Consider the following 25,238-nt stretch of genomic DNA (forward strand, 5'->3'; position numbering starts at 1 on the left):
CGCGCGTTTCACTGCTCGCCCCGATCCATGACGCGCACCTGGACCAGCGTGACGACCAGCAGCACGAGGAACATGATGGTGGCGACCGTCGCGCCGTAACCGGCCCGGAAATTGCGGAAGGACTCCTGGTAGACCTGGTAGACCATGGTCGTGGTGCCGGTGCCCAGCGGCCCGCCGCGGGTCATCACATTGATGATGTCGAAGACCTGCAGCGAGTTCAGCAGCACCGTGATGGACAGAAAGAACGTGGTCGGGCGCAATTGCGGCAGTAGCACTTTGGTGAAGGTGGTCCAGCGGCTCGCGCCGTCCATCTCGGCCGCCTCCATGAGATCGGCCCGGGTGCCCTGCAGGGCGGCCAGGTAGATGACGAAGGTGTAGCCGAGGTTCTTCCAGATATAGGTGACCGTCACCATGAACAGCGCCCAGTGCGGGTCCTGGTAGAAATCCGGGACCTTGTCGACGCCTATGCGGTGCAGCACATCCTGGATCAGCCCGAAGCTGGGATCGAAGATGAACTGGAAGGCAACGCCGATGGCCGCGCCGGAGATCACGAACGGCGCGAAGATGGCCGATCGAACCACATTGCGGCCGAACAGCTTACGGTCCAGCAGCAGGGCCAGCGCCAAGCCGAGCAGCATGCTGCCGACCACCGCGGCCACGGTGAAGACCACCGTATTGGTGACGATCTGCCAGGAGTCGTCGCGGCCCCACCACTCCCGGTAGTTCGCGAATCCGATATAGGTGACGAAGTTGTCGGAGATATTGAAGTCGGTGAACGAGAGCCGGATATTGTCGGCCAGCGGGCGGTAGACGAACAGCGTCAGCAGCACCAGATTCGGCCCGAGCAGCACCAGGAACAGCGCATAGTCCTGCCACGGCCGATTGCGCAGGCCACGGCCGCGCGGTTGGGGCAGCACTCGTTCCGGCCTGGTTCGCACGACCGAAACTCTACGGCGCCCAGCAAACGGTCGGTTAACGCCGAACGCCGATACGCTGAACTTCTTGCTGGGCGTACCCGACGAGTTACCCATCTGCTCCCGCAATCAGTTGTAGCGTTGCGCCACTCGGGAGATTAACCGGCAAACTGGTCTGTCGTCCGGGGAATTCCGGAACACCATCAGCTGAACAAAACGAACTCGGCCCAGGCGATCGCGCCTGGGCCGAGCTGAGCTTGGACGTCGGGTTCGGCTACCTCATTCGTTCCAGTCGCCGTAGCCGTCGCGGGCGTTGAGGGTGCCGCCCTTGGTGTTCTGCACGATGACCGGGTCGCCCTTCTTGGCGTTCTCGAAGAACCACCTGGCGTTCTCGGTGCTGACGTTCAGGCAGCCGTGGCTGGCGTTCGAAACGCCTTGCTGCGCAACCGACCACGGTGCCGCGTGCACGAAGATGCCGCTGTTGGAAATCCGGGTAGCGTACTCGACCTCGACCTTGTAGCCCTCGGGATCGGTGGTCGGCACACCGTAGGTGGATGAATCCATCGTCATCTTGCGCAGCTGCTCGCCAACGAAGTATGTGCCGTTCGGGGTCTCGTGCTTGGTCTTACCCATCGAGGTCGGCATCGTCATGATCTCCTCGCCGTTGCGAGTGATCGTGATGGTGTGGGTGTCGTCGTCGGCGGTGGCGATGAAGGCATCGCCGATCCGGTATGCGGTGCGGGTGCCGCCCGCCTCCACGGTCACATCGGTGTTGGCGGCCCAGAACTCGTCCGGCCGCCAGCGCACCTGCTTGTCGCTGAACCAGTAGAAGTGGCCCGGCGCCGGATTCGACGAGGTGATCTTGATGGCCTTCTCGGCGGTGGCGTGATCGGTCACCGGATCCTTGAAGTTGATGATGATCGGCTGCGCGACGCCGACCGTCTCGCCGTCACCGGGGCTGATATTCGGCGGCGCGAAGTTCGCCGTCACGCCCTGCTCGGTGGCGGGGGAGGAAGAGGAGCCGGTGCCCGGCAGTATCGGATCGGCCTGAGCGGGCGCGACGGCCGTGATGCCGACCGCGGCGATCGCCGCCGACAATAGAACGCCCTGCCGGAGTCGGCGGGCTAGCGCTCCCCGACGAGGAGCAGTCGACGTCCTGGTGTGCAAAGCGGCATGCATAGGTTTCTCGTCCAATCCATCTCTCGCCCGCGCCAGTGGCGCTGCGAGATTTCTCATCGGTGTGGAGCTGCAGGGCGGTTCCACGAAGACCCTTCGTGGATTCCGTGCGAACGCCCACGGAAAAACGGCGCGGGGAACATGAAGTAACCCCACGGGTATTTATGACGCACCCGACCCTGGCGTCCTTCCTACCGTCCGGTGCCATCCGAAGCCAGTGGCGTTTCGGATTGATGCGCGCAGACTATGTGGTGTGGCGAGCAACACATACGCCGTTGGGCGCCATGATCATTCGTGAAATCGGCCGGTCAGCTCGGTGTGACTCGATGGCCTCGAACGGCCGTCAAGTCGGTCGCCCCTGATATCGGCCAAACTCCTTCGTGAGATAAATCACGAAATGACATCGAATGGGATCGATCGATGCGGCCCGGTCGCGATGTTGTGTGGCACCGACAGCGGGGGCCGTCCGCGCGCATACCGCGGCGGCAATCGCAGTCGCAGGCGGCCCAGGATGGTCGCGAGCACGATCCGCAGTTCATAGTCGGCCAGCGACGCCCCGATACACCGCCGATGTCCGCCGCCGAACGGTGCGAATTCGTGCGGTCGGTACTTGCGCTCGATGAACCGCTCCGGCCGGAACAGCTCGGGATCGGTCCACACCGCTGGGTCGGAATGCAGCAGCGGCAGCGCGATGCCCATGGTGTCGCCCGCCGCGAGCTCGACACCGCGCAGCGTGAACGGTGCGGTCATCCTGCGCAGCACGATCGGCACCGTGGGATGCAGTCGCAGTGTTTCCTGGCAGACCGCGTCCAGGTACGGCAGCCCGGCCAGCTCGAGCGGGGCGGCGTCGGGCCCGGCCGCACCCAGTTCGGCGCGCAGGCGTCGCAGCGTCGCGGGCTCCCGATGCAGATGGAACAGCGCCCACACCAGGCTGGTCGCGGTGGTCTCGTGTCCGGCGACGAGCAGGGTGCGCAATTGATCGCACAGCTCGTCATCGGTGATCGAGGTGCCGTCGTCATAGCCGGTGGCGAGCAGTAGGCCGAGTATGTCGGCGCCGACCGACCCGACGGCCCGACGCCGCGCGATATCGGTCCGGATCAGCTCGTCGAGCCGCTCGCGCGCGGCCACGAACCGGTCCCACGGCGCCCGGCCGAACAGCCCGTGGCGCAATGCGGGCACCAGCATCAGCGGTCCGGAATAGGCGGTGAGGAACTCCGCGACGGCGGCGGTGTATTCGGCGCGGCGCTCGTGGCTGTCCACCCCGAATGCCGCCTGCAGAATCACTCGCAGCGTGATCGCCCTGGCCGCCGCGCGCGAGTCGATGCGCGTGCCCGGTGTCCAGGCGGGCCGGGGTTCGCCTGTGCGGCCGGATATTTCGGCGATGGTGGACTCGCGGATGAGTTCGCCGTAGGCGCGGATCCGCGCACCGTGGAAGGCGGGTGCGAGCAATGCCCGATCGCGGCGGTGTCGTTCGCCCGCGGCCAGGATGAGCGAGGCGGAGCCGACCAGCGGTTCGATCGGATTCGGTCGCGGCGGTTCGAGCAGATCGGTCGGTGCGCGCAAGAGTTCGCGGACGCCGTCGGCCGTGCCAGTGAACAGCACCGCGCCGAAACCGGGAAACCGCACGTAGAACGGATCGCCCTCGCGTTCACGACGCCAACGGAAGTACCGCTCGAAATCAATGCCCGCCGCCAACGCGTGCGCCAGCACCATTCTCGGTGCGCGCGGCGTCGCGGGCGCGGTGTCCAGCGCTGTTTCGTCGGGTGCGCCCGCATGCTCCATATCTATAGCTACGAACTCACGATGGTCCCGGTTCGACCGACCGCGCCGGGCGCACCCTGCGCACTGTATTACTGGTGATGGCGGCCAAGCGGGCGAGCCGGGCGTCCCCGAGCGCGGTCACCGCATTGCCGAGTCGGTTGGTGACGAAGGCGATCGACATGCCCAGTTCGGGATCGGCGTAGGCGCCCGAGCCACCGAGTCCATAGTGGCCGAAGGCATTTCGCGGCTGCTGCTTGGACATCACCACCGGTCGGTGATAGCCGAGGGTGAATTTCAGTGGCACCCCGAGCACATAGTCGCGGCTGTCGGCCCGCTGCGTCTCGTTGATGATCGCGATCGTCTCCGGTCGCAGGAACTGCACCGCCTCGATGCGGTGACCACCGCGTTCGGCATCCAGTGCCTCGACCCGACCGGCATTCGCAAGGGCCCCATACATTCTGGCGAGTGCACGCGCGGAGAAGACACCGTTCCAGCCCGGCATCACCGCATCGTGCACGCGCGGATCGCGGACCAGTTCGTCGAAACTCTCCGGCATACCCGCCTCGGCGAGTCCGCGGATCGGGCGCACCCAAGACAGCACCGATGACGCGGTATTCCACCGGATTCCGGGCGGATTCAGATGCGGAAAGATCTTGGCGATCCGGTAGCGCTCGGATTCCGGTACCCGGAACCAGAATTCGTCATAGCCGAGTGGTTCGGCGATCTCGCGCCGCACCACATCGGTGAACGGATCACCAGTGGCGCGCTGCACGATCTCGGCCACCAGCCAGCCGAAGGTGATCGCGTGATAGCCCGAGGTGCGGATGCGCCGCGGGTCGGCCGGACTCTCGGCCAGCGCCGCGACCACCGCGTCATAGTCGAGGATGCCCTCTCGGCCGGGCACCAGACCGCGCACCCGATGCAGTCCGGCGCGGTGCGAGAGCACATCGCGCACCGTTATGTCGTCCTTGCCGTGTGCGCCGAATTCCGGCCAGTAGGTCGCGACCGGGGCCTCGTATTCGATCAGCCCACGCTCGGCCAGCCGGTGCACAACGGTCGCCGCGACGCCCTTGCCGGTGGAGAAGGTGAGCGCCACATTGTCGCCGTTCCAGCGTCGATCCTTGGCCGCCCAGCCCGCCCAGATATCGACGACGGGTCGCCCGTCGAGATAGATCGCGAGCGCGCCGCCGCCGCGCGTCGGCTGGGCGAACATACCGAAGAAATGATCGGCCAGCCGGACGAATCTCGGATCGACGAGCATCTCCCGTGGCGCCGTTGGCCACCGGTCGGGTGCGGGGACGGCTGAAACCACGGGCACACCTCCTGCTGGCTGGCTGGGGCCGAATTCCCAGCCTAACTCGGATCGCGAGGTTTGCCAGCGACCGTAAGGCCTGGTCGGACGTCCACCGAGATATTCGAACGGGCACCGATCGACGGTCGAGCGCCGCGCATCATTCAGACCAGATCGGCTCGTTGCGTTTGCCAGCGACCGAAAGGCGTGGTCAGACAGGCTGCCCCGGTCGCCGAATTCCACGCGAAGGCCGCGGTGCCGAGGCACACCACCGCGCTGTCGGCGGTCGCGACCTGTGCGCGTGAGCCGTCCAAGGCGATCGATACCGCGAACAGCGGGGTGGGCGGGCTCGGTTCGTCGGTCTCGGAATCCGTTGTCGGAGCGGCGATCGAGGTCAGCGCGATGGCATCGGCGCCGTAGCCGAGCGCGATCGGAATTCCGCCGACCCCGTCGCTGGCGCCGACACCGCCCGCCGCGCCGATGCCGAGTGCGGCGGCGCCGACGCTCGCATGGGCATAGCCGACGCCGTCGTATCCGGCCGCCCGCGCCCGGCCGTGCGATTCGGCCGCGGCCCGGCATGCGGTGCCTCCTTCGATTACGGTGACATCCGTCCCGCCGTCTGCGGCGCAATGCACATCGGTTGCCGAGGCCGCCGCGGGCAGGATCAGCACGGCGCCGAACGCGACGGTGGTGCAGGCGATTGCGCTGATCAGCTTCACGGACGAGCTCCTTTCACACCGGAATCCCCACCATACCCAGATCGGTTGCTGGAAAGCTGATTCCGCTGGCGGGCCGCGGGGCGGCAGTGATCGAACCAACACTTCGGCCGGTGCTGTGCCGTCGCGATGCGGGCGCTGTCGACTCGACGCACCCGCGCCCGGTGGTGTATGCATGGCGTGGTATTTCACGCATTGCTAGATCACTTCGGATTCCGACCGGGGGTATGAGTTCGGAGCGTTACAGCCGGGAGGACTGTAAGTGTCTCGTCAACTGATCTCGGGTCGTCTCGCGACGGCGGCCGTCGCCGCGGTCGCGGTGGTGGCTGCGCTCTCGCTAGCGGGCTGCGGCAATAAAATCAGCGGCAACGCCCAACCCGCTATCGGTAACGGGACCATCGATGCGGTCTCGTCCACCAACACACCGAAAACCTCGGGGGCCAGACCGACTTCGGGACGACCCACGACCAGCGCGCGCCCGACCTCGGGTAAGCCGACGGCGACCACCTCGGCGACCAAGGGCGGCAGCACCGACTTCCAGGCCAATGTCGGCGACTGCGTGACGCTCGGCGGTACCACCGATAACGCCACCATCGCCAAGGCCTCCTGTGGCAGCCGAGCTTCCAACTACAAGGTCATCGGCAAGGCCGCGACCAGTGCGCAGTGCGTCGCCGACCGTGACTCCGCCTACTTCGAAACCCTCAACGGCGCACAGCAGGGTGCGATCTGCCTGGATATCGACTGGGTCGTCGGTGGCTGCATGGATATCGGCGGCGAGGATCCCAAGCGCATCGATTGCACCGAACGCGTCAGCCAGGGCGTGAAGGTCACCAATATCCAGCAGGGCGCCGACGATGCGAGCGTCTGCGGCAGCAGCAGCGGGTTCGAGTACCCGACTCGGCACTTCGTGGTCTGCGTCCAGAATCTCTGACCGCCACGAAAAACCCGCACTGGCGGTTACGTTGGGTCGGTGAGTTCTGAGTTACCCCGGCTGAGTTCGGCCACCGGCCGCTGGATCCTGCTAGCCACCATCCTCGGTTCGTCGGTGGCCTCGCTCGATGCCACCGTCGTCAATATCGCGCTGCCGCGCATCGGCGAATCCCTCGACACCGATGTCGCGGGCCTGCAGTGGACGCTCAACGGCTACACGCTGACGCTGGCCTCGTTCATCCTGCTCGGCGGCTCGCTCGGTGATCATCTCGGCCGCCGCAAGGTGTTCGTCTGGGGCGTCATCGGTTTCGCGCTGGCCTCGGTGCTCTGCGGCGCCGCGGTGAATATCGAGATGCTCGTCGTCGCCCGGATCCTGCAGGGTGTGGCGGGCGCGATGCTCACTCCGGGCAGCCTGGCCCTGATCTCCTCATCCATCGATCAACGCGATCAGGGTGCGGCGATCGGTTTGTGGTCCGGCTTCGGTGGGGTCGCGGGCGCACTCGGTCCGTTCCTCGGCGGCTGGCTCATCGAGTTGGCCGGGTGGCAGTCCATCTTCTTCATCAATGTGCCGCTCGCGGTTGTCGTCGTGCTCGTCACGCTGCGACATGTGCCGGAGAGCCACGACCCGAATGCCTCGGCGCGACTGGATGTTCCGGGTGCGATTGTGGTCGCGCTGGCCCTCGGCGCGCTGACCTTCGGTCTGATCGACGCGATGCCGCTGCTGGTGGTCGTCGGTCTGCTGCTGCTCACGGTCTTCGTGGTAATCGAAATGCGCAGCGATCACCCTCTGGTGCCGCCGTCGCTGTTCGCCGGGACATTTTCGCCGGGCGCGGGGCCCTCCGCGGCTACGCGGGCTGCCTCCGCCGGGCCCGTCGCTTCCGGCGGCCGGGTCTTCACCGCGGCGAACCTGGTCACCCTCGCGGTCTACGCCGCGCTCGGCGGTGTCTTCTTCCTTCTGGTGATGCAGTTGCAACTGGTGGCGAAGTACACCCCGCTGATGTCCGGGGTGGCCACCGTGCCGGTCACATTGATCATGCTGGTGCTTTCCGCGCCCGCGGGCCGTTGGGCGCAGGCGCACGGTGCCCGCATTCCGATGACGCTCGGTCCGCTGCTCGCCGCGCTCGGCCTGGTGTTGCTGCTGCGCGTCGGACCCGACACCAGCTATCTGACCGATGTACTGCCTGGCGTGCTGGTCTTCGGTCTCGGTCTTTCGGTGCTGGTCGCCCCGCTCACCGGTGCGGTACTCGGCGCGGTGCCCGCCAGTGAGGCCGGTATCGCCTCCGGAGTGAACAATGCCGTCGCCCGTACCGCCCAGCTGCTGGCCGTGGCCGCGCTCCCTGGCCTGGCCGGAATCTCCGGATCGCTCAGCGACCCAATGGAATTCGACCGCGGCTTCGGTGTCGCGATGTGGATCTGCGTCGGGCTGCTGGTGGCCGGTGCACTGATCGCCGCGGTCCTACTGCGCGCACCGCGACGCGCGGCGACGCTGGACAATGTCGACTGCATGCCGCAGTGCGGGGTGGCGGGTCCGGCACTGGCCCCGCTCCATAAAACAGAATGAGCGGGTCGTTCGACCCGCTCATTCGGTATTCGACTCGTTCGGCTAGATCGGGTGGAAGCCCGCGCCGACGCCGCCACGGGCATTGATATCGCCCATGATCGCGCTCATATTGGTGCCGACCTCGGGTCCGAAGCAGGCGATGGCGAGATAGGCGTTCACCATCCCGACCAGCGTGGTGCCGACCACGACCGGTGCCCCGGAATCGCCCTCGACCACACACATCTGCGACCAGGTCTCCATATTGGTGCCGAAGATATCGCCGTAGGCGAGGCCGCAGGTGTTGCCGGTGGTACGGCCTTCCTTGCAAACGATCATCGGGAACTGGGCCGGGCCACCGAGCCCGGTGATGGTCACATTGCCGATCCGGTTCACCGGGATGACCTTGGCCGGATCGAACTGGATGATGGCGTAGTCCAGATCATGGTTGGAGTAGACGAACCGGCCGACCACGCCCGCGCCGCGATCGATTTCGGCGTACACCTGAGCGCCCGGGTCGCCGCAGTGTCCCGCGGTCAGGCCGACCAACCGGCCTTCGCCGTCGTAACCGACCGTGGTGACAGTGCATTCGAACTGATTATCGATAATGATTCCCGACCCACCGCCGATGACGGGTGGCCCCGGCGCGGCGTCCGCGGTCCCGGCCCCCGTTGCGACCAGTGCCGCGCCAAGAGCTACGGCGAAGGCAGCGTTGGCCACCTTGGCGAGTTTGCTGAACATGTCCCTCCAGACGTCGGAAGTCCGCACGATATCAATCTGTCGCACCCATGGTGTCAGTAATCGGCTCCGGGCGCGTCCTCAACTGGCCTTCCGTGTCGAACGTGCGGCCCGCACTTTTCGACATTTCAGGGGCAGCGTCTCATTTTCTCGCGATAGCGAAGGTCTATTACTGTAATCGTCGCAATGCGATCGATTGCGTTTCAGTTGTTATGTTGAACGTGTCGCGGAAGCTATTCGAATCGCGCGCCGATTTTGCATGAATATTATCCGCGCAAATATTCGAACAGGTCATATGCGTGGCTGATGGGGCCGGTATAACTGTAACTTGTTCTAGAAGTATCACCGTTAACTTTGGGACCGATCCCAAGCGTCGGGCCACTGCTCATAGCGTTTTCCCTACAGTGACTCCAATCTATGACTGCAATCACACGGTGATGGTGTGTTCTGCACTACTCCGTAGTAAGGTGCCTCAAGCAAACAAGTCGTCGGGGTTTGGTTACCGGCGTCGAGAGGGGTTAGCCAGTGCAGTCGACCAAGAGTCCACCAGCGCAGTCACGGATGAGTGACGCGGTCGATTGGACGAAGGCCTACTGGGAAGACCATCCGAAGCGCTCGTTGGAGACCTTCGGTAGGCAGATCACGATGGGGTTCGCGGCGGTCGCGGAGTTGTTCATCGCGATATTCCGACGCCGCTTTCCCTATCGTGAGTTCATCCGCCAGTGCGCGTTCATGTCCAGTGTCGCCGCGGCACCGACGCTGCTGGTCGCGGTCCCGATCGGCGTGATCGTTTCCATCCAGGTCGGCGCGGTCGCCACCCAGGTGGGTGCGACCTCGTTCATCGGCGCGGCGAACGGTCTCGGCATCATTCAGCAGGGTGCGCCGCTGGTCACCTCGCTGATGATCGCGGGCGCCGTCGGTTCGGCGATTACCGCCGATCTCGGTTCGCGCACCATCCGCGAAGAGATCGATGCGATGCGGGTGATGGGTGTGGATCCGCTGCGTCGTCTGGTGGCGCCTCGGCTCGGTGCGGCAATGCTGGTCAGCGTATTGCTCTGTGGCTTCGTCGTATTCGTCGGATTTTTGACTGGCTACATTTTCAATATTTTCGCGCAGAACGGCACCCCGGGCTCCTATATCGGCACCTTCTCCTCGTTCGCCGTCACCGTCGATCTGCTTGTCGCACTGGTGAAATCGTTGATCTTCGGGTTGCTCGCGGCGATCATCGCCTGTGATACCGGGCTCAATACCCGCGGCGGTCCGGGCGGAGTCGCCAACTCGGTGAACTCCGCGGTGGTCAGTTCCGCCATCATGTTGTTCGGCGTGAACTTGATCATCACCCAGATCTACAACGTTCTCCTCCCCCCACAGGTGGTCTGAGCCGGTGTCTACAACCTATGTACCGCCGCTGCTGCGGCCACTTCGGCAAATAAAGAAGTCCGCGCAGGCCCCGGTGGATATGGTGGCGCGCCTGGGCCACCAGGTGTTCTTCTTCCTGCGGTCGGTGGGCTCGATCCCGTTGGCGCTGCGGCACTATCCGAAGGAAGTCTGGCGGCTGCTTTCGGATGTCACCTGGGGCAATGGCAGCCTGGTCGTCGGTGGCGGCACCATCGGTGTCATCCTGATCCTCAGCGCGTTCGGCGGCATGACGGTCGGCATCCAGGGCTATACCTCGCTGAATCTGCTCGGCCTGAGCCCGATCACCGGCGCGATCTCGGCGTTCGCGACCACCAGGGAGTTGGGCCCGCTGCTCGCGGCACTCGCATTCGCCGCCCAGGCAGGCTGCCGATTCACCGCGCAACTCGGCGCGATGCGGATCTCCGAGGAGATCGACGCACTCGAGTCGATCGCGATCCGGCCGCTGCCGTATCTGGTCAGCACCAGGATGTTCGCGGCGATGATCGCCATCGTTCCGCTCTACTGCCTCGGCCTGGCCATGGCCTACATTTCCTGCTCGCTGACCGTGCAGCTGATCGGCAATACCGCCAGCGGTACCTACGCGCACTACTTCTATCAGTTCCTGATACCGACAGACGTGCTCTACTCGCTGGCCAAGGCGATGGTGTTCGTCGCGATCACCACGTTCATCCAGTGCTACTACGGCTTTTTCGCCTCGGGTGGTCCGGAGGGCGTGGGTGTCGCGGCCGGTCGGGCCATCAAGATGTGCATCATCATCGTGGTATTCGCGGACCTGTTCATGACATTGGCGATCTGGGGCGTCAATCCCGGCATCCGGATCTCGGGGTAGGACGAGATGATCATCGATCCCAGTGGGCGCGGGCCCACCATGCGACAACTGTTGGTCGCCGGAGTATGCGGACTTATCGTCTTCGCGCTGATCCTCGGCTTCCTGATGGCAAGATACCGAGGCTATTTCGTGCCCAAGGTGCATGTGGTCGCCGATGTGACCAACACCGGTGACGGGCTGCCGAGCGAGGCCGACGTGAAGTTCCGCGGCGTGCTGGTCGGCGCGGTCAAGGATGTCGATGTCGTCGCCAAGGGTGAGCGGCAGAAGGTACGGATCGACCTGAAGCCGGAGTTCGCCAGCGGCATTCCGTCGAACGTCACCGCGCGGGTGGTGCCGAGCAACCTGTTCGCCGTCACCTCGGTGGAATTGGTCCCCCCCAAGGATCCCGCGGACAACGGCCTGCACGAGGGTTCCACCATCGAAGAGGACCTCAGCCAGGGCACCATCGCGCTGCAGGACACCCTCACCAAGGTCCGGACCGTGCTCACCAAGCTCGACCCGGTGCAATTCGGCCGGGTACTCGGCACGCTCTCCCAGGCGCTGGACGGCAGCGGCCGGATGCCGGGCTCCACCATCGAGCGGCTGGACAAGTGGCTCACCTCGGTGGACGAGTCCATCCCGAATCTCGGTGTGCTGCTCGATGATTTCTCGGCCTCGGCTCATGCGCTCAATGAGTCCGCACCCGAATTGCTCGATGTGCTCGGCAGTTCGGTGAGGACCGCGCAGACCATCGCCGATCACCGGTCCCAGCTGATCGCCCTGATCAGCGGTACGGCGGGCACGGTCGATTCGGTCAACTCGCTGTTCGCCCGCAACGGCGATGTCGGCAAGCAGGTGACCGCGGGAACCAGCGATATGTTCGGCGCGCTCGCCGCGGATGCGAATTCGATTCCGGACACCATCGCCTCGCTGAACAACTCGCTGCGTAAGTTGAGCACGACCTTCCACTGGGGCCCGCAGCGGCAAATGGTCTGGAATGCCGGTGCGACGCTCACCCCGTACCGGCCCTACGAACAGGCGGACTGCCCGCGCTACGGCAATCTGGCCGGGCCCAGCTGTGCCACCGCACCCGTGGTTTCCGATCCCGGCTACCTGCCGGACTCGATGAAGCCGCGTTCGCTGGAAACGGCGCAGGGTTTGGCGAAACTGCCACTGCCCGCGGGCTTCCCGGAGATCCCCGGCCTCACCTCGCCGGGTGATCCGCTCGCGGCGGCATCGGCCGAGCTGAAGCCGACCAGCCCGTTCGCGGGTACGCCGCTGGAGGGGTTGTTCCCGAATCCGGCGCCGCCCGCGCCGAATGCGCAACCCTCCGCCGACCAGCCCGCGGCTCCGGCCGTACCCGTCCAGCCGGCGAGTGCGCCCGTAACCGCCGGTCCGATTTCGTATCAAGGAGATGCCGCTATCGTGGCCCTGCTCGGTCGTCGGCCGACGGCGGCCGAATACCTGCTGCTCAGTTCGGCAATGCGCGGGGGAACCCTGCAGGTCGGCGAAAGCGGTACCGCTAAATGAGCATTCGTAAACCACTCATCGGCTTCGGCCTGTTCGCGATCGTCTCGATCCTGGTCACCGTCGTCGTCTGGAATACGCTGGCGCGGGTCGTGGAGGGTAGTACCAACACCTACACCGCGACCTTCAGCGATGTGCTCGGTCTGCGCGAGGGCGATGACGTTCGAATGGCGGGCGTGCGGGTCGGCAAGGTCGAGAAGATCGAACTCACCCGCGATCCCAAGACCAAGAAGTCCCTCGCCGATGTGACGTTCATCGTGCAGCGCAACCAGACGGTGTACGACGACACCAAGGCATTGGTTCGCTACCAGAACTTGATCGGCCAGCGTTATATCGCGCTGGCGCCGGGCAAGGCGGCGAGCCCGGCGGCGTTGAAGAACAAGGCCACCATTCCGCTCGAGCGCACCGAACCGTCCTTCGACGTCTCGGGTCTGCTCAACGGATTCCAGCCGCTGTTCCAGGTGTTGCAGCCCGAACAGGTGAACCGGCTCTCGGAGACCTTCATCCAGGCATTGCAGGGTGACCGTGTTTCGTTGAGCTCGTTCATCACCCAGGCCGCGACCCTGGCCACGGATTTCCAGCGCAGGGACGCGATTCTCAGCGATGTGATCACCAACCTCAGCGGCGTGATGTCCGGGTTGGCCAAGCGAGGTGATGAATTGGAGACCCTGGTTACCCAGACCCGGGCACTGATCGGCGGCCTGTACGACCAGGGCCAGTCGCTGCAGGCGTCCACGGTGCAGATCGCGGATGCGACCAGCGGGCTGGTCGACATGCTCGGCAGGATCCAGCCGAAGCTGGTGACCGCACAGGATTCGACGAGTGCCGCGCTGACGCTGCTGATCGCCAACGGCGCGAAACTGGATCAGGCCGCGATCGACCTGCCCGCGGCGCTGTCCGCCATCGGCAAGTTCACCCAGGACGGCGCCTACGCCAACGCGTACTTCTGCAAGCTGGACGTCTCGCTGTACGGCATCCTGCTCCCCCGCGGTCTGCTCCCACAGATCGGTGGCAACGGACAGTCGGCGGTGTGCCGCCCATGATGACCAAGATCAAGGACAGGTTCAACAGCAACCGCTACTTCTGGCTGGGTGTCATCGGTGGTGTCCTCATCATCGTGCTGCTGATCGGCTCGAGCGCTTACAAGCTGATCGGCGTCGGTGAAAAGACGGTCAAGGCCGAGTTCGTGCAGACCGCCGGGGTCAAGGTCGGTGACAAGGTCAATGTCGCCGGTGTGCCGAGCGGTCATGTGTCCGGTGCGAAGCTGGAGAACGGGCACATTCTGCTCACTCTCAGCGTGGACGACGATGTGAAGCTCGGACCGGATGCCAGGGCATCGATCAAGATGGCGACGCTGCTCGGTGCGCGCTACGTCGATCTCGATCCCGGTGACGGGTCGGGGTTGAAGGGCGGCCGAATCCCGTTGTCCAACACCTCGGTTCCGTACAATCTGGCCGATGTGGTCGAGTACGGCACCCCGAAGTTCGAGGCGCTCGACACCAAGCAGCTGGCCACCTCGCTCGATCTGATCAATAAGCAGATGGGCGATTCGCCCGCGCTGACCGCGCAGGCGCTGGACAGCATCGGCGCGCTGGCGAAGGTGATGGACTCGCGCAAGGCGGAGGTCGACAGCCTGCTCAAGGATCTCGACCGGGTCACCAGGATTCTCGGCGACAACCGCAACAGCGTGCTGCTGGTGATCACCCAGGGCGAGGCCATCGCCAACCGGGTGATGGAACGGCAGAGCCTGCTGCGCCAGCTGCTCGACAATGTGTCGACGTTGAGCCGTCAGCTGCAGGAGATCGGCGCGGCCAATAACAACCAGCTCGGCCCGACCATCGAGCAGCTGAACATCATGGCGGAGGGCCTGCAGAAGAACAAGGACAACCTCGACCGGATGCTGCAGATCATGCCGGTGTCGGTGCGCACCTTCAACAACGCGTTCGGCAACGGTCCGTACGGTGAGGTCGGCCTGCCTTGGCTCTTCCCCGACAACTGGTTGTGCTTCGCCCATCTGATCGAGGGGTGCCAGGGATGAGACTGATGCGAATCAACCTGCGGCGTTTGGCCGAACCACTGATGATCAGCGCGGCCGCCCTAGCCGTCGGCAGTTGCTCGCTGGTGCCGAGTTCGGTGGACAGCGCATTGGGCAACACGATGACCATCACCGCGGACTTCGAGAACATCGCGGGTGTTTTCGAGGGCAATCCGGTCACGGTGCTCGGGCTGCAAGTGGGCAAGATCGACAAGATCATTCCCAAGGGCACCATGGTCGAGGTGCACATGACGGTCGATAAGGACGTCAAGATCCCGAAAGACGCGATGGCAGCGATCGTTTCGCCGTCCATCGTGACCGACCGGCATGTCGAACTCACCCCCGCTTACACCCAGGGCGAGACCATGTCCAATGGCGCGCATCTGCCGAAGGCGAAGACCAAGACCCCGGTCGAGCTGGACACGATGCTCAAGACCATCGATCAGTTCGCCGCGGCGCTCAAGCCGGAACCGGGTACCGAGGGTGTCGGCCCGCTGTCGGGGCGGGTGCTCTATCCGATGTTGAACGGCAACGGCGAGAAGATGCGCGACACCCTCAACGCGCTCTCCGGTGCGTTGAAGGTCGGCGTCGACAACAAGGACGCGGTCTCCAGCATCATCGTCAAGTTGAACGAGCTGACCACCATGCTGGCCGAAAACGACCAGTCGGTGCGCGATTTCAGTAATCGGATGACACAGATGACCGGTCTGCTCAGCGAGCAGGCCCCCGGTCTGGAGGCCACGCTGCAGCAGCTCAATGACTTCCTGGCCAATACCAGTTCGACCTTGGTGCAGTACCAGGGGCAGCTGGGCGCTTCGCTCGAGGGGCTGACCAAGGTGACCGATCAGCTGCGAGCCAACGCCCGCGGCCTCACCGAGGTCGTCGACCTCGCGCCGCTGCTCATGCAGAACCTGGACCGGTCGATGAACCGGCAGCTCGGGTATGTCCGGCTGCACGGCAACCTGCCGACCTTCCTCAACGGCGAACTGCTGAGTGTGTTCTGTGAACGGATTCAGATGCGCTCGGATGGTTGCCGTACCGGCAAACTGGAGGACCTCGGTCCGGACCTTGGTGTTACGGCGGCACTGCTGGGGATGACCAAATGAGCGACCGGTTCACAGTGAAAGCTCGCCGCGCGGTGATCGCGCTGGCCGCGATATCCGGGATGGCCATCACCTCCGGCTGTGGTCTCACGGTGGAGAGCCTGCCGCTGCCCAAACCGGGCATGGCCGGTGAAACCTACACCCTGCACGCGAAATTCGAGAACGCGCTGAACCTGCCGGATCAGGCCAAGGTGAAGATCGGTGGTTCCGATGTCGGCGTGGTCTCGAATATCCAGACCAAGAACTTCGAGGCCATTGTCGATCTGAAGATCAGCAAGGACATCGAGCTGCCGGTGGGCAGCACGGCCGAACTACGGCAAGCCACCCCGCTCGGCGATGTGTTCATCGCGGTGTCGAAGGTCAAGGCGGATCCGGGCACACCGATGCTGCACGATGGCGACACCCTCGGTCGGGATAAGACCTCGGCGGGCGCCACCGTCGAGGAGCTGCTGATCTCGGTGTCCATGTTGTTCAACGGCGGTGGCGTAGCGGCGCTCACCAAACTGGGCTCGGAGCTGGACTCCATCGTCGGCGGCCGCGGTGACCAGATAGCGCATCTGATCAACGAAATGACCGGCGTAGTCGGCAGTTTGAACGACAACAGTGCTCGCATCGATAGTGTGCTCGCCGAGTTCGGCTCGCTGGCCAGCACCATCGAGTCGAGGCGTTCGGAGCTGGGACAGGTCGCGGACACCCTGCCGCAGATGATCGGCGCTGTCGCGGAGAACAACCGGGCCATCGGCGATCTGCTGCAGAAGATTTCGGTGACCAGCGCGGCGCTCGGCGACTATGCGAATACCTCCAGCGACCAGCTCAGCGATCTACTCGACAATGTGCACAAGCTGATGAACGCTCTTTCACAGACCGAGCAGAACTTCGGTCCCGCATTGGATGCGTTGCACGAGATCCGCGGTCCGCTCGACGCGTCCTTCCGCGGTAACAGCCTCGCGGTCTACGCCACTGTCACCAATATCCACAACTTCAGCTTGTTGTCGGATCCGGCGCAGGGCAAGTTCTTCGACGGACGCGATCTCAGCGACTTCGCGGGCAGCCTGATCACCGTCCTGCAGGCCATTCAGGGACGACTGCAGGGGGGACACCGATGAGTTGGCTCGGCAAACTGATGCAGCGCAAGATGCTGCTGTCCACCATCGGCCTGGTGCTGGTGTTCATCATCGGCGCCAGCTATCTGCTGGTGAGCGTCATGCGGGTGAATCCGCTGAAGTCGACCTATGCCGTCACGGTGGACCTGAACCGCTCCGGCGGTCTGCAGCCGGGCAACGATGTGACCCTGCGCGGCTATCGCATCGGCAAGGTGACCTCGATCGAGTTGGTCGATCGCGGAAAGTCCATTGCCGCGAAGGCCGAGATCGACTCGAAGTACAAGATTCCGGTCGACACCAAGGTCTCGGTGGGCGCGCTCTCCGGCGCCGGTGAGCAGTACATCGACTTCCGGCCGAATACCGAGCAGGCGCCGTTCCTCAAAGACGGCTCGGTCATCGAATTCGACGTGGAGAAGATCAAGACTCCGACCCCGATCTGGTCGGTGCTCGACAACGCCAGCGCGCTGATCGCGCAGGTCGATCCGGATAAGTTCAGTGTCATCCTGGCCAACCTGGACACCGCGCTCAGCGGTGGCCCGGATCAGTTGCGCGGCATGGTCAACGGCATCAGCCTGGCCATGGCCGGATTCGACAATCTGCTGCCGCAGACCCAGAACCTGATCACCAATCTGCGCACCATCGCGAACACCACCTCGAACGCGCAGCCCGATCTGGGGACGCTGACCCGCAATTCGGGTCAATTGTTCGATCAGTTCAACAATGCCAACGCCGAATTGCAGGCGGTGCTGGAGAAGGCGCCGGGACAGCTGACCAGTCTCGGTGCGGTACTGGACAAGACGGCCGATCCGATCACCAGTCTCGCGGCGAACTTCGCGGCGGTGACCAGGGCCGCGCAACTGCGGATTCCGGCGCTGCAGGCGCTGTTCCCGTCGCTGAACCTCGGGTTGTCCGCCGCTGGTGTGCCCGCGCACGACAACGAGTTCCACGCTGTCGCCGATATCTGGGTCCGGCCGATCTGCCAGTACAAGCATGTGCCGATCCGCAATGAGGTCATCCAGGACGGCTCGCTGCCCAAGTGGAACTATTGCGAGAATCCGCCGCCCGGACTGCAGGTTCGCGGTTCGGCGAATGCGCCGCGACCGAATGTTCCGGACAATGGCGCGCAAATGCCGCCGGGTGCGGATCCGAATGAAATGACTCCGCCGCCGCTGCGGTGATTCGAACACTGCGGTGAGTTGACACGGCGAGCGGTACGTATTCGATGGTGAGTTACCCCGGCCCTGGCCCGCGATCCCGGGCCGGGAATACTCCCCCGCAGAGTGCGAACGGTTCGTCCGATGCGGACCGACAAGGCAATATCGGTGCGCTCGGGTGCGCCGGGAAAGTGCAGGATTGTATCGATGGCCACTGATGATGTCGGCGCCGAGAACGAGAACTCGGATGCCCCGAAAGAGGACGCCAAGCCGAATGCGCCCGCCGAGGACAAGACGGTCGAGATCGGCAAGACGGGCGATGCGGTAGCCGCGGAGCCGACCCCGGCTGCCCCGAAGTCGGCGCAGGACAAGCTCGCCAAGGGCGCGGCACAGGTCCAGACCGCTGCCAAGGATCGGAGCGCACTGGTCCCGATCATCGCGGCGTTCGTCGCCGGTGTGCTGCTCGTCGCGGCGGTCACCGCCGTCGTGGTGTTCTACCGGCAGGCCAGCAATCGCGGCGATGAGTTGGACGCGCACGAGGCCGCCACCGCGGCCGCGTGCGATTACGGCAAGCTGATCTCCACCTACGATCCGCAGACCATCGACGAGTACCTGAAGAAGGTGGATGCCGCGTCGACCGGTGACTGGAAGGATCAGTTCGCCAAGCTGGGCCAGGACCTCAAGGGTGTCGTCATCGACGCCAAGGCCACCTCGTCCACCTACGACATGCAGTGCGGCTTCCAGTCCGGCGATACCGAGAGCGCGAATGTGCTTGTGGTGATCGGTCAGACCACCACCAATGTGAATATCGCCGCCGCGAACAAGCCGCCGAGCAAGGTTGAGCTCGTGGTCGTCGCCGGTCTGAAGAAGGTCGGTGACAAGTGGCTGGTCGACAAGTTCGACCTGCCCATTCTGAAGCAGATGGGCAACTGATCGGATCGGCTACTGGCGAAAGCGCCTCCGGGCGGGTGGGAATGGCACCACCCGCCCGGAGGTCTTTCCGGCGGTCTTGCGCCCGGTCGCGCCCGGCGGACTCAGAACAGCGTCAATGCCTGAGGTGCTGGCGCGACCGGCTTCCCCGCTGACCGCGGCCGGGCGGATTTCTTGGTCTTGTCGGAGGAGTCCTCGAGCACCGGCTGCAGCTCCGGGAGTTCCGCGGTCGGGACCTCACCGGCGGCCGCGGAGGCAGCAGCCTGTCTGGCCGCCTCACCCGCGAGGGTGTCGGCCATTTCGTTGTAGTAATTGCCGACATGTCCACGCACCCAACGGAATCGGACCGGTCCCGGCCGGGAGGCGATGGCCCGGTCGATCTGTTTGATGAGTTCGACGTTCTTCACCGCGCCGCCGCTGGCGGTGCGCCAGCCATTGGTCCGCCAGCCGAAGATCCACTCCGAGGCGCATTTGATCGCATACAGCGAGTCGCTCTCGATGAACAGCGGTTCCTCGCCGGGGTGGGCGAGTACCGCCTCCAATAGCGCGCGCAACTCCGCGACCTGATTGGTTCCGGTGGCGGCTCCCCCACTGCGCGAACCGCCCTGATGATTGACCCAAGCCCAGCCGATGGCGCCGCCGGGATTGCGGAGGCAGGATCCGTCGGTGCTCACGATGATCATGGATGGCACCCTACGCAATCCGACCGACAAGATCGGTACCGTGGAATTGCTCTATCTCCCTTCGCAACTGGGATTCGGTGCGGCGCAGCGCCGAGCGCACGGCGGAATCCACCAGACGCAGGCACAGCCGACCGAAGAGCCCACTCGGTGGAGCGTACTCCGCCTCCGAGGTCAGCACCGAGCGTCCGTAGCCGAGCGGGTCGAAGCGCAGCGTCAACGTTCCTGACAACCGGCCGCGCAAGGTGTAGCCGAGCACCACATTGTGCCGGTATTCGGTGATCTCGCATTCGACGGTCGGCCGCCACAGTCCCAGCCTGATCCGTGTCGTGAAGACCGCACCGAGACCCTGGTCGAGCTCGCCTTTCGGCTCGAACGCGGCGACGGCGAACATCCAATCCGGTACGAACAGATGGTTGTCGGTATAGGTGAAGGCCACCTCGACCGGGGCTCCGACGTCGCTCGCGTACTTGATGTGGCCCATAGGGCCCCTCCCTGTTGGCTGCCGCTAAAAGTACTACAGCTCTCCTCTTTATTCGAGGGGTTGCCGGGGATTTGGTTGGCGGGCTTACCACATCGATGACCGGGTGGTCGCTTGGTTTGCTGGACCGCGCGACCCAGCTAACTCGGCGTCGGGAGTTGGTCGACGATGTATTCGGCGATCGGCATGGCCGAGGTCGCGGCCGGTGACGGTGCGTTGAGCACGTGAATCGAGCGCGGTGTGCGCTCGATCAGGAAGTCGTGCACCAGGGTGCCGTCGCACAGCACCGCCTGCGCGCGGATGCCCGCTTCGCGTGGTCGTAGATCCGCCACCGTGAGCTCCGGGCAATACCTTCGGCATTCGGCCAGATAACCGCGTTTGAACAGGGAGTTGCGCAATTCGCGCAGTCCGGTGCGCACATGGGCGCGGGCCACCCGGTGGAAGCCGGGAAAACCAAGCACCGCACGGGCGTCGCGGGCGTCGAAGCTGCCCTTGCGGTAGCCCTCCCTGGCCAGACCGAGCACCGCATTGGGGCCGACGGTCAGGGTGCCGTCGATCATCGGGCTCAGATGCACCCCGAGGAAGGGCAGATTCGGATCGGGAATCGGATAGATCAGCGTGCGCACCAGTCCGGATCGGCTGGACGGTAGCTGGTAGTACTCGCCGCGGAACGGCACGATGCGGAAATCGGTTCGCAGACCGGCGAGGGCAGCCATCCGGTCGGCCTGCAGACCCGCGCTGACCACCAGGGTGCGCGCGGTCCAGGAGCCTGCGGGACCCGTCGCGGTGACCGCGTCGGCGGTTTCGGTGAGTCCGGTGATCTCGGCATTCAGCACGATTTCCCCGCCCGCGGCCCGAACCTCCTCGGCGAGTGCGGCGGTGACACGAGTGAAGTCGATGATGCCGGTGGCGGGCACGAACAATGCGCCGACACCGGTCACATGAGGTTCGCGGCGAGTCAATTCGGCGGTGTCGACGAGTTCGACATCGACACCGTTGCTGACCGAGCGTTCGTGCAGCGCGATCATCCGCCGATATTCGGCGCCGTCGGTGGCCACCAGCAGTTTTCCGCAGACCTCGAACGGAATGCCGTGTGTCGCGGCGAATTCCTTGGTCCAGGCGGCACCTTTTCGGCACAGCCGGGCCTTCAGACTGTCCGGCGGGTAGTAGATGCCGGAGTGGATGACGCCGCTGTTGTGCCCGGTCTGATGGGTCGCGAGTGCGCTGGCCTTGTCGACGAGCACCAGGTTCGCACCCGGATGACGTCGCAGAATTCGATGTGCCGTCGCGACTCCGACGATCCCGCCCCCGATGACACAGAAGTCGTACATGGGAGGCAGCGTAGGCGGGCTAAACCGCTATGGTGTGGTTCGCCGCCGTCACGGTCGGATTCGGGGTCGCGTCGACCGTCGTCGCAGCGGGCGAATCATCAACGCCCGCAGCGTGTTCGGGGCTGGGCGCGGGATTGCGGTTCAGTCGCAGGCCGTGTTCGCCGAGGGTCGGATCCGAGAAGGTGAAAGTCACTTCACCGTTGTGGGTATCGACCTCGGTGCGCAACTGGGTGACACCGCCCGGGTCGGCGTGGATACCGAGCCGATCCCGAACCGGTTCGGTGAGCAGGAAATCCGTCAGTACCGTCAGCGCATTGGTATCAACGGTCAAGGCGACGGAATTCGCGCGGCCGGGTGCCACCTGCGCGCCGACATAGGCGGTGCCGAGGCGCAGCTTGCCGCTGATTCCGGCGGAGGCAGGCGAATCGATATGGACCTGGGAGGTTTTCGCGACGCCGTCACCGGGCGCCGCGGGGAAGCGGCCGAATAGTACGGGCAGATCGCGACTCGCGCCGGTCAGCATGGCATCGGAGAGCACCGGACCGTAGTCGGTATCGACATCCGGAAGCCGAACCAGAGGTGGTGCGGCGACGTCATGGGTGGCGCGCTGGGTATCGGCCATCTGATGGACGATGTAGGCCCCGGAGGCGACGGTGAGACTGAGGCTGGCGGCACCGGCGAGCACGATGGCGGCATGCCGAGCGATCTGGGCAGGCTTATGTGATGCCACGATGCGTTCCTTTCCGTCCGCCCCTGAACCCCTTACCGCGGCCCGCATCGTCGAAAGCCGTACGCTTGTCCAGGTTACAGGGGCCGCCGCAGGTCGCACCGCATGGGGGAGATCAGCATCACAAAAGCCGGGGGGCGACCTCGATACGAATGGCGTCGTCAATGTTTCTACGAGCTGACGAGCGGGTAAATACACTTAGCTGGCGAGCGTCATTCTCGACTGCCACATCGAGACACCCGGCCAACGGCGTCCGGCCGACACGAACGGCGCACCCAAGTGTGGCGCTCGCCCGCACCTGCATTCCGGTCGGACCCGATGGTTCGGATTCGGCGGGTCAGGCGAACTGGCCCGCCGACCGCCCGTCTCCCGTCGGTCCCGCGAAAGCCTGTGCGATGGTGAGCCATTCGGCGGCGTCCGCACCCACTGCTTCCAACGCCAGATCGTCACGGTGCCGACGCTGCGTCACCAGCAGGCAGAAGTCCAGTGCCGGGCCGGTCACATTCTGCGCGGCGTCCTCGGGACCCCAGGACCACAGGTCGCCGTCCGGTGCCGTGAGTTCGACCCGGAATTCGTCGGTGGGCACGGTCTTGCCGCGCACGGTGTAGGCGAAATTCCTGGTCCGCACGCCGATATGGGCGACCGTGCGCAGCCGGGCGGTCGGTGTCCTGGACAGCCCGAGTGCGTCGGCGATGTCCTGGCCGTGTGCGAAGGTCTCCATCATGCGCGCGCTGACCATCGATGCCGGGCTCATCGGCGGTCCGAACCACGGCAGTTTGGTGCCGGACGGCACCGCACGCAGGGCCTCGATCAGCGCGACACGGCCGCGGCGCCATCGATCGAGCAGTTCGGCCGCCGGTGCGGTGGCCGCCTCCTCGGCGGCCTCGTCTACGAAGGTGAACGCCCTCGGGCCAGCCTCCTCGACCAGCTCCGCGAAACCGTCCGGATCGGTGGCGGCCAGCGCGGCGACCTCGTCGGTCCAGGCCAGATGGCCGATCTGATGGGCGATACTCCAGCCGGGCGCCGGTGTCGGCGTCGACCAGTCCGCCAGCGGCGCGACGATCTGTTCCAGTTCCGCGCAGTCGTCGGCGAAATCGCGCAGGAGCGCATCGAGGTCGGCCATCAGATCCCTGTCCCGTCCAGGCGCACTGCCTCGTACGCCGCCGCAGTTCAGCATCCCAGCGGGCTCAAAAAAATGCAAGCATGCGTGCTTGTATTTGGCGTCGACTCGCCGTCGACCGGAATCGGGACCGTTACCAGCCGAAAATCGTCAGGTGCGCGGCGCCGACCAGCAAGCCGAGCAGGGCGCCGTGCAGGTACAGCAGCCAGGCATCCTGTTCGACCGAGGCATAGAACATCTCCATGAACTCCCCCGGCGTGAGGTCCTGGAGCTTGCGTGCGGCGAACTCATCGATCTTCTTGGCCTGTTCGAGAGTGAACGCCTCGTCCTCGACCAGACTCGGGGCCAGCCCGACCGCCGCGCCCGCGGCGCCGACCTTGAGATTGTCGAATTGGCGTCGGCCGAACGCGACGCGCACGAGCGAGGTGGTCGGGCCGAGTTGGCGATGGATCTCATCGGAGACCAATCGCTCGATCAGCTGCCTGGTCTTATCGCCGTTCGGGCCGTCGAGCAGTTCCCTGGACAGGTTCGGCAGGGTCAGCACCTGGTAGGCGAGGATATGCGCGAGATCGGTCGCCGCCTGCGGCTGCCGCTTGGCCAGCAGCGCCTGCTTCCACAAATACTTGTAGCGCGGCTGCGGATCACCCGGTTCGAAGACCATTTTGACCGCGATGACATTAACGATCACGCCGATCGCCGCCGAGGCCAGCAGCACGATCACCCAACCCGGCACCCAGCCGAACACCGGAATGGTGTGGTGCACATGCACATACAGTGCGAGCAGCAGACCGAACGGCGCACCGAGCAGGCCGATTCGCACCATGAAACGCAATTCGGGGGCGGCGATGGTGGTCGTCAGATCCTCGAGGATGTACGGGTTTTCCCGCAGATATCGAATGACGAAGGATTTGATATCGATGAGCTGGTCGACATTGGCGCCGAGCGATTCGAAGGCGCGCTTGGTCAATGCGGGCAACTCGCGGTCCACCCGCTGATAGATGACCTGCTTCATCGCCCTCGGGACGCCCCGCCACAGGTCCGGATTCTCCCGATACATCACCTCGTCGACAATTGGTTTGACCTGCTTGCTCGCGAGTATCGCGAGGTAATCGGCAATACTCTCCAGATCCAGCTCGTGGATGAAATCACGCGGACTGCCGATGCGCATCAGCGCCTTGTCGACACAAATGCTGGCCATCTTCTCCGCCCGCGCCGGAATGAATCCCTGGAATCCGAGGCGGCGGCCGTCACCGGAGAATGTCGGCAGCACCTGGACCCGCCGCGGAAAATACGGATACAACACCTGCAGGCCAGGAATCCGGATTCCGCGAAAGACCACCGGCCAGAACAGCATCAGCACACCGGTCCAGTTGGTGAGCCACCCGGCGAGCGCGCTGAAGATCGGAAAGGTGATCAGATCGACAGAGAACTTGGACAGACCGGTCAGCTCTTCCCAATCGATGAACACTCCGGACGTGAGTGTTGTCATCGTGGGATCCCCCTAAAGCCGCCCAGGTAGTGAGATATCTAGCTGCCAACATTCTCATTGGCTCCGATGGGGTGTCAATGCGGGACTGAGCCGAGGTCTTGCACCGCGCGGCGACCACCTCGGCCCGGTGCTTCCGTCAGCGTGACGCGTTCGGGCTCCGCTGGTGCCGCAAACATCGCCGATCGCTGTGAGCGAACGTGGGCAGTGGTGTGGAACAAACGTGGAACGCCCGGGGTTGACTGGGCATCGCTCAACTTTTGGAAGGGTC

The 25,238-nt window shown here is 64.7% G+C and carries 23 protein-coding genes; 11 read left to right on the plus strand and 12 right to left on the minus strand.

The window, feature by feature from the left end; translation table 11 throughout:
- Positions 1-8 precede the first annotated feature (8 nt).
- The 5 genes from NA5_RS02795 to NA5_RS02815 form a co-directional block, all read right to left on the minus strand.
- Complete coding sequence (locus tag NA5_RS02795; protein WP_157110197.1) at positions 9-938, minus strand: carbohydrate ABC transporter permease; 930 nt, start codon at positions 936-938, stop codon at positions 9-11.
- Between the two features lie 255 nt (positions 939-1,193).
- Positions 1,194-2,093, minus strand: a complete 900-nt coding sequence (locus NA5_RS02800; protein ID WP_062981553.1) for a L,D-transpeptidase — start codon at positions 2,091-2,093, stop codon at positions 1,194-1,196.
- Positions 2,094-2,480: 387 nt separating this feature from the next.
- Positions 2,481-3,872 (minus strand): cytochrome P450, encoded by a 1,392-nt coding sequence (locus NA5_RS02805; protein WP_084483843.1) that lies wholly within the window; start codon positions 3,870-3,872, stop codon positions 2,481-2,483.
- Positions 3,873-3,888: 16 nt separating this feature from the next.
- The gene (locus NA5_RS02810; RefSeq protein ID WP_062981555.1) at positions 3,889-5,112 is read right to left on the minus strand and encodes a serine hydrolase domain-containing protein; all 1,224 of its coding nucleotides are present in this window, start codon (positions 5,110-5,112) and stop codon (positions 3,889-3,891) included.
- Between the two features lie 194 nt (positions 5,113-5,306).
- A complete protein-coding gene (locus NA5_RS02815) occupies positions 5,307-5,861 on the minus strand; it encodes a DUF6764 family protein (protein WP_062981557.1) in 555 nt (184 codons plus the stop codon).
- A 259-nt stretch (positions 5,862-6,120) separates the two neighbouring features.
- Here NA5_RS02815 and lppU point away from each other — a divergent pair, with 259 nt between their 5' ends.
- Together lppU and NA5_RS02825 are read left to right on the plus strand one after the other, a co-directional pair.
- Complete coding sequence (gene lppU / locus NA5_RS02820) at positions 6,121-6,789, plus strand: LppU family putative lipoprotein (protein WP_062981559.1); 669 nt, start codon at positions 6,121-6,123, stop codon at positions 6,787-6,789.
- Positions 6,790-6,828: 39 nt separating this feature from the next.
- Complete coding sequence (locus NA5_RS02825) at positions 6,829-8,349, plus strand: MFS transporter (protein WP_062981561.1); 1,521 nt, start codon at positions 6,829-6,831, stop codon at positions 8,347-8,349.
- 42 nt (positions 8,350-8,391) lie between these two features.
- Here NA5_RS02825 and NA5_RS02830 read toward each other — a convergent pair whose 3' ends face one another.
- A complete protein-coding gene (locus NA5_RS02830; protein ID WP_062981563.1) occupies positions 8,392-9,066 on the minus strand; it encodes a chymotrypsin family serine protease in 675 nt (224 codons plus the stop codon).
- A 558-nt stretch (positions 9,067-9,624) separates the two neighbouring features.
- On the opposite strand from NA5_RS02830, the gene NA5_RS02835 reads away from it, so the two are divergent.
- The 9 genes from NA5_RS02835 to NA5_RS02875 all read left to right on the plus strand — a co-directional run bounded on the left by NA5_RS02835 (position 9,625) and on the right by NA5_RS02875 (position 19,145).
- A complete protein-coding gene (locus NA5_RS02835) occupies positions 9,625-10,443 on the plus strand; it encodes an MlaE family ABC transporter permease (protein WP_174555188.1) in 819 nt (272 codons plus the stop codon).
- A gap of 4 nt (positions 10,444-10,447) precedes the next feature.
- Positions 10,448-11,311, plus strand: coding sequence for an ABC transporter permease (locus NA5_RS02840; RefSeq protein ID WP_062981567.1), 864 nt, complete (start codon positions 10,448-10,450; stop codon positions 11,309-11,311).
- A 6-nt stretch (positions 11,312-11,317) separates the two neighbouring features.
- On the plus strand, positions 11,318-12,820 hold the full coding sequence (locus tag NA5_RS02845) for an MCE family protein (RefSeq protein ID WP_062981570.1): 1,503 nt from the start codon (positions 11,318-11,320) through the stop codon (positions 12,818-12,820).
- Positions 12,817-13,860, plus strand: coding sequence for an MCE family protein (locus tag NA5_RS02850; protein WP_062981571.1), 1,044 nt, complete (start codon positions 12,817-12,819; stop codon positions 13,858-13,860). Before NA5_RS02845 ends, NA5_RS02850 begins: the two co-directional genes overlap by 4 nt.
- Positions 13,857-14,855, plus strand: a complete 999-nt coding sequence (locus NA5_RS02855; protein ID WP_245672069.1) for an MCE family protein — start codon at positions 13,857-13,859, stop codon at positions 14,853-14,855. Before NA5_RS02850 ends, NA5_RS02855 begins: the two co-directional genes overlap by 4 nt.
- Entirely contained in the window at positions 14,852-15,958 is a 1,107-nt protein-coding gene (locus tag NA5_RS02860; protein ID WP_062981575.1) for an MlaD family protein, read from the plus strand. Before NA5_RS02855 ends, NA5_RS02860 begins: the two co-directional genes overlap by 4 nt.
- The gene (locus tag NA5_RS02865; RefSeq protein ID WP_062981576.1) at positions 15,955-17,061 is read left to right on the plus strand and encodes an MCE family protein; all 1,107 of its coding nucleotides are present in this window, start codon (positions 15,955-15,957) and stop codon (positions 17,059-17,061) included. Before NA5_RS02860 ends, NA5_RS02865 begins: the two co-directional genes overlap by 4 nt.
- The gene (locus NA5_RS02870) at positions 17,058-18,236 is read left to right on the plus strand and encodes an MlaD family protein (RefSeq protein ID WP_062981578.1); all 1,179 of its coding nucleotides are present in this window, start codon (positions 17,058-17,060) and stop codon (positions 18,234-18,236) included. The genes NA5_RS02865 and NA5_RS02870 overlap by 4 nt, the downstream gene beginning before the upstream one ends.
- A 183-nt stretch (positions 18,237-18,419) precedes the next feature.
- Positions 18,420-19,145: an Rv1363c family protein gene (locus tag NA5_RS02875; RefSeq protein WP_157110199.1), complete on the plus strand. Its 726-nt coding sequence runs from the start codon at positions 18,420-18,422 to the stop codon at positions 19,143-19,145.
- Between the two features lie 101 nt (positions 19,146-19,246).
- Here NA5_RS02875 and NA5_RS02880 read toward each other — a convergent pair whose 3' ends face one another.
- The 6 genes from NA5_RS02880 to NA5_RS02905 all read right to left on the minus strand — a co-directional run bounded on the left by NA5_RS02880 (position 19,247) and on the right by NA5_RS02905 (position 24,970).
- A complete protein-coding gene (locus NA5_RS02880; RefSeq protein ID WP_062981582.1) occupies positions 19,247-19,825 on the minus strand; it encodes a ribonuclease H family protein in 579 nt (192 codons plus the stop codon).
- 10 nt (positions 19,826-19,835) lie between these two features.
- Complete coding sequence (locus NA5_RS02885; protein WP_062981584.1) at positions 19,836-20,306, minus strand: SRPBCC family protein; 471 nt, start codon at positions 20,304-20,306, stop codon at positions 19,836-19,838.
- Positions 20,307-20,443: 137 nt separating this feature from the next.
- Complete coding sequence (gene lhgD, locus NA5_RS02890) at positions 20,444-21,634, minus strand: L-2-hydroxyglutarate dehydrogenase (protein ID WP_062981586.1); 1,191 nt, start codon at positions 21,632-21,634, stop codon at positions 20,444-20,446.
- A 19-nt stretch (positions 21,635-21,653) separates the two neighbouring features.
- Positions 21,654-22,364, minus strand: coding sequence for a hypothetical protein (locus NA5_RS02895; protein WP_157110200.1), 711 nt, complete (start codon positions 22,362-22,364; stop codon positions 21,654-21,656).
- A gap of 334 nt (positions 22,365-22,698) precedes the next feature.
- Positions 22,699-23,484: a TIGR03084 family metal-binding protein gene (locus NA5_RS02900; protein ID WP_062981590.1), complete on the minus strand. Its 786-nt coding sequence runs from the start codon at positions 23,482-23,484 to the stop codon at positions 22,699-22,701.
- A gap of 130 nt (positions 23,485-23,614) precedes the next feature.
- Positions 23,615-24,970 (minus strand): DUF445 domain-containing protein, encoded by a 1,356-nt coding sequence (locus NA5_RS02905; RefSeq protein WP_062981592.1) that lies wholly within the window; start codon positions 24,968-24,970, stop codon positions 23,615-23,617.
- Between the last annotated feature and the right edge of the window lie 268 nt (positions 24,971-25,238).

Source organism: Nocardia anaemiae NBRC 100462, from assembly GCF_001612725.1.
Taxonomy (GTDB): domain Bacteria; phylum Actinomycetota; class Actinomycetes; order Mycobacteriales; family Mycobacteriaceae; genus Nocardia; species Nocardia anaemiae.